Annotated in this window: 12 protein-coding genes; 6 read left to right on the top strand and 6 right to left on the bottom strand. The window is 61.8% G+C overall.

Going from position 1 to position 12,038, the window contains the following annotated elements; genetic code table 11:
* Positions 1-153: 153 nt before the first annotated feature.
* Positions 154-816, top strand: coding sequence for an outer membrane protein (locus DFO46_RS10460; RefSeq protein WP_110793471.1), 663 nt, complete (start codon positions 154-156; stop codon positions 814-816).
* A 73-nt stretch (positions 817-889) separates the two neighbouring features.
* On the opposite strand, the gene DFO46_RS10455 is transcribed toward DFO46_RS10460, so the two are convergent.
* Entirely contained in the window at positions 890-1,486 is a 597-nt protein-coding gene (locus DFO46_RS10455; protein ID WP_120277227.1) for a glutathione S-transferase, read from the bottom strand.
* A gap of 28 nt (positions 1,487-1,514) precedes the next feature.
* Complete coding sequence (locus DFO46_RS10450) at positions 1,515-2,270, bottom strand: ribonuclease T(2) (protein ID WP_120277226.1); 756 nt, start codon at positions 2,268-2,270, stop codon at positions 1,515-1,517.
* Between the two features lie 241 nt (positions 2,271-2,511).
* On the opposite strand from DFO46_RS10450, the gene DFO46_RS10445 reads away from it, so the two are divergent.
* The gene (locus DFO46_RS10445) at positions 2,512-3,453 is read left to right on the top strand and encodes a lysylphosphatidylglycerol synthase domain-containing protein (protein ID WP_110793468.1); all 942 of its coding nucleotides are present in this window, start codon (positions 2,512-2,514) and stop codon (positions 3,451-3,453) included.
* A 30-nt stretch (positions 3,454-3,483) separates the two neighbouring features.
* Here DFO46_RS10445 and DFO46_RS10440 read toward each other — a convergent pair whose 3' ends face one another.
* A complete protein-coding gene (locus tag DFO46_RS10440; RefSeq protein ID WP_120277225.1) occupies positions 3,484-4,347 on the bottom strand; it encodes a 23S rRNA (adenine(2030)-N(6))-methyltransferase RlmJ in 864 nt (287 codons plus the stop codon).
* Positions 4,348-4,422: 75 nt separating this feature from the next.
* Between DFO46_RS10440 and DFO46_RS10435 the strand changes: the two genes are divergently transcribed.
* Together DFO46_RS10435 and DFO46_RS10430 are read left to right on the top strand one after the other, a co-directional pair.
* Entirely contained in the window at positions 4,423-6,537 is a 2,115-nt protein-coding gene (locus DFO46_RS10435; protein WP_245422548.1) for a molybdopterin oxidoreductase family protein, read from the top strand.
* Positions 6,538-6,539: 2 nt separating this feature from the next.
* Positions 6,540-7,139 carry an NUDIX domain-containing protein gene (locus DFO46_RS10430; protein ID WP_120277223.1) on the top strand — a complete coding sequence of 200 codons (600 nt, stop codon included), beginning with the start codon at positions 6,540-6,542 and terminating at the stop codon, positions 7,137-7,139.
* On the opposite strand, the gene DFO46_RS10425 is transcribed toward DFO46_RS10430, so the two are convergent.
* From DFO46_RS10425 to purM, 3 genes are all read right to left on the bottom strand, one after another.
* Complete coding sequence (locus DFO46_RS10425; RefSeq protein ID WP_120277222.1) at positions 7,136-8,077, bottom strand: omptin family outer membrane protease; 942 nt, start codon at positions 8,075-8,077, stop codon at positions 7,136-7,138. The two genes, DFO46_RS10430 and DFO46_RS10425, sit on opposite strands and share 4 nt — an antisense overlap.
* Positions 8,078-8,172: 95 nt before the next feature.
* Positions 8,173-8,829 (bottom strand): phosphoribosylglycinamide formyltransferase, encoded by a 657-nt coding sequence (gene purN, locus DFO46_RS10420; protein ID WP_120277221.1) that lies wholly within the window; start codon positions 8,827-8,829, stop codon positions 8,173-8,175.
* Positions 8,826-9,899, bottom strand: coding sequence for a phosphoribosylformylglycinamidine cyclo-ligase (purM, locus tag DFO46_RS10415; RefSeq protein WP_120277220.1), 1,074 nt, complete (start codon positions 9,897-9,899; stop codon positions 8,826-8,828). The genes purN and purM overlap by 4 nt, the downstream gene beginning before the upstream one ends.
* 239 nt (positions 9,900-10,138) lie before the next feature.
* Between purM and DFO46_RS10410 the strand changes: the two genes are divergently transcribed.
* Positions 10,139-11,296, top strand: coding sequence for an AI-2E family transporter (locus DFO46_RS10410; protein ID WP_165826372.1), 1,158 nt, complete (start codon positions 10,139-10,141; stop codon positions 11,294-11,296).
* Complete coding sequence (hdaA, locus tag DFO46_RS10405; RefSeq protein WP_110793462.1) at positions 11,297-12,004, top strand: DnaA regulatory inactivator HdaA; 708 nt, start codon at positions 11,297-11,299, stop codon at positions 12,002-12,004.
* Positions 12,005-12,038 lie beyond the last annotated feature (34 nt).

Here is a 12,038-nt window from a genome sequence, read left to right as displayed (position 1 = left end):
GTCGCGATGCCACAATGAATTCACATTTCGGCTCTTTCTATTCCTCAATTGACCGCCATTTGTACATTCGGAACGGGCAGGGAATACCCAATAACGTTCAGGCCGCCGTTGGTTCTGAGTGAAGTGCGGCCCGGAACTGTAAAGGAGATTAGTATGCGTAACCTCAAGATTATCCTTCTGGCATCCGCCACCACCTTCGGTGCTTTCCAGGCCGCCCAGGCCGCCGATGCGATCTACCAGGCACCGGAAGCTCCGCCGATGGCAAACGATGTTGCCGCTCCGACGGGCAACTGGTCGGGCGCTTACCTCGGTGGCGCTGCAACTTACGACTTCGGTAAGTTCTCCAGCTCGACCAACGGCCGCGATGCCAAGGGCCTCGGCGGTTCGATCTACGGCGGCTACAACATGCAGAGCGGCTCGATCGTTTACGGTGCAGAAGCCGACCTCAGCTACGCCGGTGAAGACGGTTCTGCTGGCAGCCAGGCTCCGGTCGGCACGCTCAAGGGCACCCAGGGCGTCAACGGCTCTGTTCGTGGCCGCGTCGGTTACGACCTGAACCCCTTCATGGTCTATGGTACGGCCGGTGTGGCTGTCGCCAACCACGAACTCAAGGGCGGCGGCAACAGCGACGAGAAGCTGGCAGCTGGTTACACGGTCGGCGCCGGTGTCGAAACCTTCGTCACCGACAACATCACGGCTCGCGTCGAATACCGCTACAGCGACTACCAGAAGCGCGACTTCGATCTGGGTGGCTCGACCGTTTCGCGCGGCTTCGACGATCACTCCGTCAAGGTCGGCATGGGCGTGAAGTTCTGATCCACCGATCAGTAGAGACAAGAAAAGCCGGGCTTGCCCGGCTTTTTTTATTGTGCCGCTTTGACGCGAAAAATCAGGCCTTGGGGCGCAGCGCCGGGTAGGGCTCGAAGTGTTTGGCGAAAATGGCCGGCCATTCGGCCAGCGCCGCACGTCCATTTTCCCATTCGCCCGGGAAGCGCAGCATCAGATAGCCGAGCATCGCTGCCAGCGCGAAATGCCCACCATGCAGCTTCTTGCCGGTCTTTGGCAGGCTCTTGTCCAGATGGTCAAGGCTCCGGTTGATCTTGGCCCATTGCCGGTCGATCACGTCCTGGCTCACCAGTTCCGGCGGCCGATAGCGCCGCTCATAGACGATCGCCAGCAGGCAGTCACTGATCCCGTCGCAGAGCGCTTCCAGCACTTCAGCCTCCGTCCGCTTCTCCTTGTCCTTGGGATAAAGCCGCTTGTCGGCGGACCGGTGCAGGAAATGCATGATGGCACGGCTGTCGAAAACCGCGTCACCCTTGTCGGTGATCAAAGTCGGGATCTTGCCGAGCGGATTGTTGTCGACGAGTTCGGCTGGATTGTCCGCCGTGTTCACCCTCACGTCTTCGAGTGCGATGCCGAGATAGCGGGCTGCCATGCGGACCTTGGAGGAATAGGGCGAGGCGGGCGCGAAGAGCAGCTTCATGACGGTTTCCTGTGGCTCTTGTTGCGGGTCAGGGCTGGGGCGGGAGGACGAGATCGGATCGCTTGCACGATCGTTGGTCCACCTCGGAGCAGGTGCGGAACGCCAGCGACGTGTCGAGGCAGATCCGCACTTCATCGACTCTCTGACTATCACAGGTCACCGCCACTGCCGAGCGGGTCAGTCCGGGATTGCTGCGGATAAATGCCTGCTCGATCGTCGCAGGAGACGTCTGTAGCGGTTCGCGAACCGATGAAAACTGCGGCGGGATACGGATCCTGTCATGGGCCTGGCGGACCAGCGCAAAATAGTCCGCCATGGGAAGCCCCGAGCAGCTGCCATGCTTGCGCCACTGATGGCCGATCAGGCCGATGCCGGGCATGATGTCGATAATCCCGCGCGCCATCGCATCCGGCACACGGCTGCCTTCGGCGCTCTCGCAGTCCTGCGGATAGCCGCGTTCGTACTGCGGCCAGAGGCCGTGCACGACCCAGCCGAAACGTTTCCCGGTGCCGCATTGCGCACGGTTGTTGCGACCGGCATCGCTGCCGCAATAGGTCGGCGACCAGGAAAGGGAGAGAACGTAAAAGTCGAATCCCTTGCCTGCCATGGGGCTGGAAGCCTGGATGGCCAGCTTGGTGGCCGGCGTCACCGGCTCATCCGTGCTGCCGCTCGGCGTGCCAGCCTCAAGGCTGCGCGACGGCGAACCCTGTCCGTCCATGAACCAGGCGCCGATCGCTATGGCGAGCGGGACCAGAACCGCGATGAGAGGAGCCAGCCTCCCCATCTCAGGCGCGAAATCTCGGTCGCCGGATTGGCGGAGGTGCCGACCGCGACATGGAACCGGATCGTCTTGACGCGAATTTGATCATCATCGCTTCCTTGAGCATCGCTTAAGGCTCACACTGGCGATAATCCTGTCGGGCAGTCAAGACGGGTTAACGCCTATCCGGCATCCTATGTCGGTCGACACGGTGATGCGCCGCGCGCATCGGAAACGGGAGGGGAAGCGACCGGGATATGGCGCTATGAAATTGAAAAGACTTATCTGGCCGCTCGTCGGTCTGACCACGATTGCATTTTCCATTTGGTTGTTGCTCGGCGAAGTGCGCGGGCTTTCCTTTGACGAGATCGGCGACAGCCTGTCGCGGATCGGTCCCATCAGTTGGCTGCTGGCCGTGCTGTCCACGCTGCTCGCCTATGCCGCCCTTGCCGGTTACGACCGAATTGCGCTGCAAAACATTGGCCGGTCCGTCAGCTGGCTGTTTATCACCGTCACCTCGTTTACCGCCTATGCGCTCTCCCACAATGTCGGGGCTTCGGTGTTTTCGGGCGCCGTGGTGCGCTACCGCGCCTATTCCTCGCGCGGCTTGACCGGTGCGGAGGTCGGCAGTCTCGTCGCGATCTGCTCGTTCACATTCATGCTCGGCACGGTCTTCCTGATGGGGATGGTGCTAGTCCTGCAGCCCGACATCACCGAACGTTTTGTCGATGTCCTGCCGGTGGCCGCGTCGAGGACGACGGGCGTGGTGCTTCTGGCGCTGGTCGGTCTCTACGCACTCGGAAGCCTGTTGCGGCTGCGGCCGCTGAGGATCCGATCCTTCGTGCTCGCTTACCCTCGGCCCGTTCTGGTGATCCAGCAGCTGATCATCGGGCCACTGGAGCTGATCGGCGCCGCCGGCATCATTTATTTCGCCCTGCCTGATGTCGGCAATCCGGGCTTCCTGGTTGTGCTCGGCATCTTCCTGGTGTCATTCTCCGCAGCGCTGATTTCCCATGCTCCGGGCGGGCTGGGGGTCCTGGAACTGCTCTTCGTCACGAGCATGCCGGATGTCGATCCGGCTGATGTTATCGCCGCACTCCTGGTGTTCCGCCTCTTTTACCTGATCATACCCTTCGCGCTGGCACTGGTGGTGATCCTGCTGTTCGAGCGGTCCCAGCTGTCACAGGCGGATCCGCCAGCGGCCTGAGGATCGCCTTCCGTCGGAGGCGGTGTGGCGTCACTCTTCGCCGCGCAGCCAGAAGCAGCGATGCGAGGCATAGCGATCCTGCGCCATCAGCCTCTTGAGTTCGGGCAGTGCCAGATGCATCTCGTCCTTCAGCGTGAAGGGCGGGTTGACGATCACAAGCCCGGTGCCGGACAAGCCCGTCTGGTCGCGGTCGCTCTTCACATGCAGTTCGGCGCACAGCATCTTGGGGATTTCAAGCGCCTGCAGGGCCTCGTGGAATTCCTTGATCGGCGCGCCCTTCTTGATCGGATACCAGAGACAATAGACGCCATTTGCAAACCGTCGATGCGCCTTGGCGAGACCGTCCACAAGCCGCTCGTATTCGCCCTCCTTCTCGAAGGGCGGATCGACCAGCACGATGCCGCGTTTTTCCTTCGGCGGGAGATGGGCATTCAGCGTCAGCCAACCGTCGAGCTCGGTTACGCGCACCTGGAAATCGCCTTCGAACAGGCGCGACAGCGTGCGGCAATCGTCTGGATGCAATTCCATCGCCGAGAGGCGATCCTGCGGGCGGAAGAGGTCTCGCGCGAGCTTTGGCGATCCCGGATATTTCTGCAGCGGACCGCCGGTTTCACGGCCCGGATTGAGCGCTTTCACCGCATCGAGATAGGGCGCCATGATCTCGGCCACCTTCTCCGGCAGCTCGGCGTCGATCACCTTGCCGATGCCTTCCAGCCATTCGCCGGTCTTCTGCGCCTCCTCGGAGGAGAGGTCGTAAAGCCCGATCCCGGCATGGGTGTCGAGCACGCGGAACGCCTTGTCCTTCTGCTGCAGGTAGACGATCAGCCGCGACAGCACGAGATGCTTCAAGACATCGGCAAAATTGCCCGCGTGATAGATGTGGCGATAATTCATTGATGGTTCCGATGGGAGCGATGATTTGTTCGAATGGGGCTTTTGAGCATTCCGGCCATGGCCTATAACCGGCCCATGAACATTCAGAGCCCCATCCGAAACCGGTCGCTCGGTCATACGGCCTGTCCGCATGACTGTCCATCCACCTGCGCGCTTGACGTCGAACTGACGGAGGACGGCCGCATCGGCCGCATGCGTGGGGCGACCGAGAACAGCTACACCGCCGGCGTCATCTGCGCCAAGGTCGCGCGTTATGCCGAGCGGCTCTATCATCCCGATCGCCTGATGAAGCCGGTGCGCAGGGCAGGGGCAAAGGGCGCCGGCCAGTGGCAGGATGTCACCTGGGAAGCGGCCCTCGACGAGATTGCCGATACCTTCGTCAAGGCCGAGCAGCGCCACGGCTCGGAAGCCGTCTGGCCTTATTTCTACGCCGGCACCATGGGCCTCGTGCAGCGCGATTCCATCGAGCGCCTGCGTCACGCGAAGAAATATTCCGGCTTCTTCGGCACGATCTGCACCAACATGGCCTGGACCGGCTATGTCATGGGCACGGGCATGCTGCGCGGCCCTGATCCACGCGAAATGGCCGTCTCCGATTGCGTTGTCATCTGGGGCACCAATGCGGTCGCGACCCAGGTCAACGTCATGACCCACGCGATCAAGGCGCGCAAAGACCGTGGCGCCAAGATCGTCGTCGTCGACATCTATGACAATCCGACGATGAAGCAGGCCGACATGGCCCTCATCCTGAAGCCCGGCACCGATGCAGCGCTTGCCTGCGCCGCCATGCATATCGCCTTCCGTGACGGTTATGCGGACAGCGCCTATATGGCGAAATTCGCCGATGATCCGGCAGGACTGGAAGCGCATCTCAAAAACAAGACGCCGGAATGGGCCTCTGATATCACCGGCCTTTCCGTCGAGGAAATCGAAGCCTTCGCCCGCCTCGTCGGCCAGACGAGAAAGAGTTTCTTCCGCCTCGGTTACGGCTTCACCCGCAGCCGCAATGGTGCGGTCTCCATGCATGCGGCTCTGTCGCTCGCAACCGTGCTCGGCTCCTGGCAATACGAGGGTGGTGGCGCCTTCCACTCGAACAGCGACATCTTCCAGCTGAACAAGGCTGAGCTGATGGGCACGGCCATGGTCGATCCAGACATCCGCATGCTCGACCAGTCGCAGATCGGCCGCGTGCTGACGGGGGATGCGGAAGCGCTCCGTCATCGCGGTCCAGTCGACGCGCTGATCATCCAGAACACCAATCCGGTGAATGTCGCGCCCGAACAGCGGCTGGTGAAACAGGGCTTCCTGCGCAACGACCTTTTCGTCGCGGTGCACGAGCAGTTCATGACCGAAACTGCGGAACTCGCCGACATCGTGCTCCCCGCCACCATGTTCGTCGAACACGACGACATCTATCGCGGCGGCGGCCAGAGCCATATCCTGCTCGGACCGAAGCTGGTCGATGCGCCGCCCATGGTGCGCACCAATCTCTTTGTCATCGAGGAATTGGCCAAACGCCTTGGCGTGGCGGATCGCCCCGGTTTCGGCAAGACCGAGCGGGAGCATATCGAGCGCATGCTCTATGTCAGCGGCAAGCCGGATTTCGACACGCTGATCGAAGACAAGTGGCTCGACTGCCAGCCGGCTTTCGATGAAGCACATTATCTGAACGGCTTTGCCCATCCGGACGGCAAGTTCCGCTTCAAGCCGGACTGGGAAAATACGCCAGCCCCGAACAAGCCGCCGGCAAAACTCGGTTCGCTCGGTCCCGTCAAGTCGCTGCCCGTCTACCCCGACCAGGTGGACCTGATCGAAGTGGCCGATGCTGAACATCCCTTCCGGCTCGCCACGTCTCCCGCGCGCAACTTCCTGAACTCCACCTTCGCCGAGACGAAAACCTCGCGCGACAAGGAAGGCCGTCCTGAGGTCATGGTCAATCCGACCGACGCCGCAGCACTTGGCGTCATGGATGGCGATGTCGTTCGCCTCGGCAATGCCAGGGGCGAACTTCGCATCCACGCCAAGATCACCGAGGCCGTGAAATCGGGCGTGCTGGTGGCGGAAGGCCTGTGGCCGAACAAGGCCCATCTCGACGGTGAAGGCATCAATGTCCTGACCGGCGGCGATCCGGCAGCCCCCCATGGTGGTGCCGCTTTCCACGACAACAAGGTCTGGATGAGAAAAGCATAAATATGAGCATATTTGACAGGGCCCGGATCGCCATCCTGGAAGACAAGACGCTATGGAAGGGCTGGAGCCACCTGCGTGGCATCACCTTCGATTTCTTCCGCGAGGGAAGGGCGCCGCATCGCCTTTCCTGGGAAGTCTTCGAGCGCCGCAATGCCTCGGCCATACTCCTGCACAATGTCGAGCGCGACACGGTGACCCTGGTGCGCCAGCTGCGGATTGCCGCCCATCTCAGCGGCGACCATGCCTATCTGCTCGAAGTGCCGGCCGGCTTCATCGATGAAGGCGAGACGGCAATGCAGGCGGCTTTGCGGGAGGCGCTTGAAGAAACCGGCTACAAGATCGCCAAGGCGACACCCGCCTTCGCCGCTTATATGTCTCCGGGGTCTGTCACCGAAAAGCTCCATGGGTTCTACGCCGCAGTGACGGACAGTGACCGTGTCGCCGAAGGCGGCGGCCTGCTGGACGAGCAGGAAGATCTCGAAGTGAACGAGCTTGCTTTCGCCGAAGCGCTCGACATGGTCGAGGCCGGCGAGATCGTCGACGCGAAGACGATCATGCTGCTGCAATGGGCGGCGCTCAGGCGGAGCGGCAAGAGCGCCTAGAATGTGCCTTTGACGCCGGTCGATATCGTCAGCGACTGATAGGATGCGGATGCCGAATCATCGAAGCTGGACGTTGCACCGGTAACGGTGTTGCGCTGGTCCATGTCACCGCGGGTATTGAAGATTTTCTGGAAATCGCCGGCAACATAGATCGCTGCGGATGGCAGGAACTGATAGTTCGCGCTGATGGCTGCGCCCAGCATTGGTGCGAAGCCCATCTCTTCCTTGAAACGAAGATCCCGCATCCAGTGATCGTCGACATCCTTGTAGTCGAAGCTTCCGCCGCCGCGAACGGTGCCGGACAGCTTGAACTTTCCGATCTGCTGTTCGGCATTGGCGCTGAGGAAAAGGGTCGGAATGCGCTGTTCGTAGGTGATGCCTTTTTCACCGTCGGTAAAATTGCCAACAGTGTCGTGGAGCGTCACGTTGGAATAGATGTAGCTGCCGCCCCGCGAAGTCCACTTGACATTGGCATAGCCGAAGCCGCCGCCCAGCCCGACGCGGGTCGTTCCGGTGTCGATCACCGCCCGGTCAGCTTCGATCAGCAGGTTGATGTAGCGATCCAGCTTGGTGTCGGGGTGGATAGACTGGTCCGTCCAGCCCGAATAGCTCGGAACGACCCAGTCACGGTCCTCCATGTGTCCGTCGCCGCCAAGCCCGACATCGATCTGCCCCTTGATCCGCCAGTTGTCGCCAAGCTCCATCTGGGCGCCAATTGTGCCGGTCTTGACGCCCTTGCTTTCCCAGTCGAGCTGGCTGAGTTTGTGGTCGCCATCATAGACATATTCGCCGGCCTTGATGTTGGCGATGCCGACACCGGCGAAATAGGTGATATCGCCAGATCCGCCGGAGACGAAACCATCCTGGGCGGACAGGGGCACCGCGGAAATCAGAATTCCGCCGAGGGAGAGGCTGAAAAATTTCTTTGAGATAAGCATGAGACCAACCGTGACGCTGAAGTAAGTCAAGGTTGCATGTTTATGGTTAAGAGAATGCTAGCGGTTGGCCTCGAGGAGACGAATTTGCCTGCGTCTCAGGCGCTGATCAGCGTCGCCGATGCATCCGTTTCAGAGCCGAGCCGCTCGACTGTGCCATCGGCGCGCATGGAAACATTGCCTGAAGCGACCAGTTTCAACGCCGCCGCATAGGTCTTGTGCTCGACGGTGAGCACCCGTGCTGCAAGCGTATCTGCTGTGTCGTCGATCAGCACAGGCACCACGGATTGCGCGATCACAGGACCCTCGTCCATGCCTTCGGTCACGAAGTGCACGGTGCAGCCCGCGACCTTCATGCCGGCATCAAGCGCACGCTGATGGGTGTGAAGACCCGGAAAAAGGGGCAGGAGGGAAGGGTGGATGTTGAGAATTCGGCCCTCATAGGCGCGGATGAATTCGCCTGACAGCAGGCGCATGTAGCCGGCGAGGCAGATGAGATCCGGCCCGATCTCGGCGAGCGCGGCAAGGATAGCCGCCTCATGCTCGGCCTTCGAGCCATAGGCCTTGCGCTCGAACACGCGTGTCGGAATGCCGAGCGCTTGCGCCTTCGCAAGTCCGCCGGCTTCCGGCTTGTCGGAGAACACGGCGACGATCTCGGCCGGGTATTCGCCGGCTTCACAGGCTTTCGCCAGCGCCAGCATGTTCGACCCGCCGCCGGAGATGAAGGCGACAACGCGTTTGCGGGGTCCGCTCATAGGGCGAGCGCACCCTTGTAGGTCACGCCATGGGCACCATCTTCGCGGGCGATCATGCGGCCGAGGCGGGCGGCGGTCTCACCTTCGGCTTCCAGCACCTTGGTCACCTCATCCACCTTGTCGGCGGAGACGACGACGATCATGCCGATGCCGCAGTTGAAGGTGCGCAGCATTTCGTTCTGGGCAACACCGCCGGTCTTGGCGAGCCAGGAGAAGACGGCGGGAACCTGGAAGGACGTGAGGTCGATCTCGGCGGCCAGATGTTTCGGCAGTACGCGCGGAATGTTTTCCGGGAAACCGCCGCCGGTGATGTGGGCAAGCGCCTTCAGCGCCTTGGTTTCCTTAATCGCCTTCAAAAGCGGCTTCACATAGATGCGGGTCGGGGTGAGAAGGGCCGCACCCAGCGACTGTCCCTCGGCGAAGGGCGACGGTGCATCCCAGGCAAGGCCCGAGAGTTCGACGATCTTGCGCACCAGCGAAAAGCCGTTGGAATGCACGCCGGAGGAGGAGAGGCCGAGGATCACGTCGCCTTCGGCAATGTCGCCCGCCGGCAGCAGCTCGCCACGCTCGGCAGCGCCGACGGCAAAGCCCGCGAGGTCGTAGTCCCCCTTGGAATACATGCCGGGCATTTCAGCAGTCTCGCCGCCGATCAGCGCGCAGCCGGCCTCGCGGCAGCCGGCTGCAATGCCCTGAACGATCGCCGCACCCTGGTCCGGGTCCAGCTTGCCGGTGGCGAAATAGTCGAGGAAGAGCAGGGGTTCGGCGCCCTGGACGACGAGATCGTTGACGCACATGGCGACGAGGTCGATGCCGACGGTGCCGTGAATATTGGCGTCGATCGCAATCTTCAGCTTGGTACCGACGCCGTCGTTTGCGGCGACCAGGATCGGATCCTTGAAGCCGGCAGCCTTGAGGTCGAAGAGCCCGCCGAAGCCGCCAATTTCGCCGTCCGCGCCGGGACGACGGGTCGACTTGACCGCCGGCTTGATCTTCTCGACCATCAGGTTGCCCGCGTCGATATCGACCCCTGCATCGCTATAGGTCAACCCGTTCTTGCCAGCCTGGCTCATGCCTGCCTCCGATCCTGCGAGAATTTGGGCTGGCCATGGCATGAAGAGGCCCGATATGCAAGCCGGGAGCCGGACAAGTGCACGATTTCCCGGCCAAACTGGCCGCAGGGTTGCGGATATGGAACTTGCCCCTGCGCGAGTTCTTGACCTTTGGTTCGGGGGTGACCTATCTCCTAGGGACGAATTGCCTGGCATGCGCAGCATGGAGGCCGACCACGAATTCCAGACGGAGACAGGATATGGCTCGCAACATCAGCGCAATCGGCCTCCGCCGCCAGGCCCTGTTCTGGCTGCTGGCGCTGGCCGTCTTCGTCGTCTTCCTGATGATGTTCTCCTCGATCCTGCTGCCCTTCATCGCCGGCATGGCGCTCGCCTATTTCCTTGATCCGGTGGCCGACCGCCTGGAGCGGATCGGGCTCAGCCGGTTGATGGCGACGGTCGTCATCCTGATCTCCTTCGTCATCGTCTTCGTGCTGTCGCTGATGATCATCATCCCGGTGCTGGCGAGCCAGCTGAACGATTTCATCCAGCGCGTGCCCGAATATGTCTCGCAGCTCCAGAGCTTCATCGCGACCTCCAACGCCTCCTGGCTGCCCGACTGGGTGGATGGCCAGATGGAGACGATCCGCCAGAACTTCTCCCGCTATCTGAGCGAGGGCGTCGGCTTCATCGGCACTCTGATCGAGCAGATCTGGAATTCCGGCAAGGCTTTGCTCGACATCGTCTCCCTGCTCGTCGTGACCCCGGTCGTCGCCTTTTACCTGCTGCTCGACTGGGACCGCATGATTGCCAAGGTCGACAGCTGGGTGCCGCGCAATCAGCTCGCCACGGTGCGCCAGCTGGCGACCGAGCTCGACAACACCATCGCCGGATTCGTGCGCGGTCAGGGCTCGCTCTGCCTCATTCTCGGCATTTTTTATGCCGTCGGCCTGTCGCTCGCCGGGCTCAACTTCGGCCTCCTCATCGGCTTTTTCACCGGTCTGATCAGCTTCATCCCCTATGTCGGCTCCACCGTCGGGCTATTGCTGGCAGTCGGCGTCGCGCTGGTCCAGTTCTGGCCGGACTTCATCTGGATCGGGGTCATCGCCGGCATCTTCTTCCTCGGCCAGTTCATTGAGGGTAATATTCTGCAGCCCAAGCTGGTGGGCAAAAGCGTCGGCCTGCACCCGGTCTGGCTGATGTTTGCCCTCTTTGCCTTTGGCGCGCTGTTCGGTTTTGTCGGCGTGCTCGTGGCGGTCCCGGCGGCTGCCGCCATCGGCGTGCTTGTCCGCTTTGCAATCTCGCGATATCTTGACAGCGATCTCTATTATGGTTCGGCGCTCGATCTTTCGCTCGCTGCAACCCCCACCGTCAGTGAAATCGGCGGCGAGAGCGCGTCCCAGGCCACAGAGAAGTGAATGACTGACGTCAAACGGGCTCCCGAGCGGCCCGGCGAACAGCTGCCGCTCGTCTTCGATCATGGATCCGCCACGGGGCGTGACGACCTTCTGGTGTCCGAGCGTCTGGCGGCCGCTGTGTCGCTGGTCGATGCCTGGCCGGCCTGGCCGTCGCCGGTAGTGATCCTCCAGGGACCGGAAGGCTCCGGCAAATCGCATCTGGCGCAGATTTTTCGCGATGTCAGCGGCGCTGCCGATATCCAGGCGAAAGCCGGGCAGGGGGCATCAAGCCTCGCGGCCGCCGGACCCGTGGTGCTGGAGGATGCCGATCGCAACGGCTTCGACGAGGTCGAGCTTTTCCATGTCATCAATGCCGTGCGCCAGCATGGCACCTCGCTGCTGATCACCTCACGCAGCTTCCCGCCCTCGTGGAATGTCGCCCTGCCGGACCTTGCGTCACGATTGAAGGCGGCCACCGTGGTCGAGATCGGCGCCCCGGATGAAGAGCTTCTGGGCCAGTTGATCATGAAGCTGTTTGCCGATCGCCAGCTTTACATTGATGACAAGATCGTTGGGTATATCGTGAAGCGGATGGAACGATCCTTCACCGCCGCCCAGCAGGTCGTCGACCGCCTGGACAAGGTGGCGCTCTCGCGCCGCACCCGCATCAGCCGCAGCCTTGCCGCAGAAGTGCTGGAGACGCTCGAACAGCCGGTGGGTGGGGACTAGGCGTCACAGAACTGTCGTCATACTGTAATACGTG

It is taken from the genome of Rhizobium sp. AG855 (assembly GCF_003610655.1).
Lineage (GTDB): Bacteria > Pseudomonadota > Alphaproteobacteria > Rhizobiales > Rhizobiaceae > Allorhizobium > Allorhizobium wuzhouense.
Note: the sequence above shows the minus strand (reverse complement) of the source record. Positions and strands in the feature narration are given on the sequence as shown.

What these genes read in the sequence shown, in the direction of transcription:
- DFO46_RS10460 (WP_110793471.1), top strand. Translation starts at nt 154, where the DNA reads ATGCGTAACCTCAAGATTATCCTTCTGGCATCCGCCACCACCTTCGGT.
- DFO46_RS10455 (WP_120277227.1), bottom strand. Translation starts at nt 1,486, where the DNA reads ATGAAGCTGCTCTTCGCGCCCGCCTCGCCCTATTCCTCCAAGGTCCGC.
- DFO46_RS10450 (WP_120277226.1), bottom strand. Translation starts at nt 2,270, where the DNA reads ATGGGGAGGCTGGCTCCTCTCATCGCGGTTCTGGTCCCGCTCGCCATA.
- DFO46_RS10445 (WP_110793468.1), top strand. Translation starts at nt 2,512, where the DNA reads ATGAAATTGAAAAGACTTATCTGGCCGCTCGTCGGTCTGACCACGATT.
- DFO46_RS10440 (WP_120277225.1), bottom strand. Translation starts at nt 4,347, where the DNA reads ATGAATTATCGCCACATCTATCACGCGGGCAATTTTGCCGATGTCTTG.
- DFO46_RS10435 (WP_245422548.1), top strand. Translation starts at nt 4,423, where the DNA reads ATGAACATTCAGAGCCCCATCCGAAACCGGTCGCTCGGTCATACGGCC.
- DFO46_RS10430 (WP_120277223.1), top strand. Translation starts at nt 6,540, where the DNA reads ATGAGCATATTTGACAGGGCCCGGATCGCCATCCTGGAAGACAAGACG.
- DFO46_RS10425 (WP_120277222.1), bottom strand. Translation starts at nt 8,077, where the DNA reads ATGCTTATCTCAAAGAAATTTTTCAGCCTCTCCCTCGGCGGAATTCTG.
- purN (WP_120277221.1), bottom strand. Translation starts at nt 8,829, where the DNA reads ATGAGCGGACCCCGCAAACGCGTTGTCGCCTTCATCTCCGGCGGCGGG.
- purM (WP_120277220.1), bottom strand. Translation starts at nt 9,899, where the DNA reads ATGAGCCAGGCTGGCAAGAACGGGTTGACCTATAGCGATGCAGGGGTC.
- DFO46_RS10410 (WP_165826372.1), top strand. Translation starts at nt 10,139, where the DNA reads ATGGCTCGCAACATCAGCGCAATCGGCCTCCGCCGCCAGGCCCTGTTC.
- hdaA (WP_110793462.1), top strand. Translation starts at nt 11,297, where the DNA reads ATGACTGACGTCAAACGGGCTCCCGAGCGGCCCGGCGAACAGCTGCCG.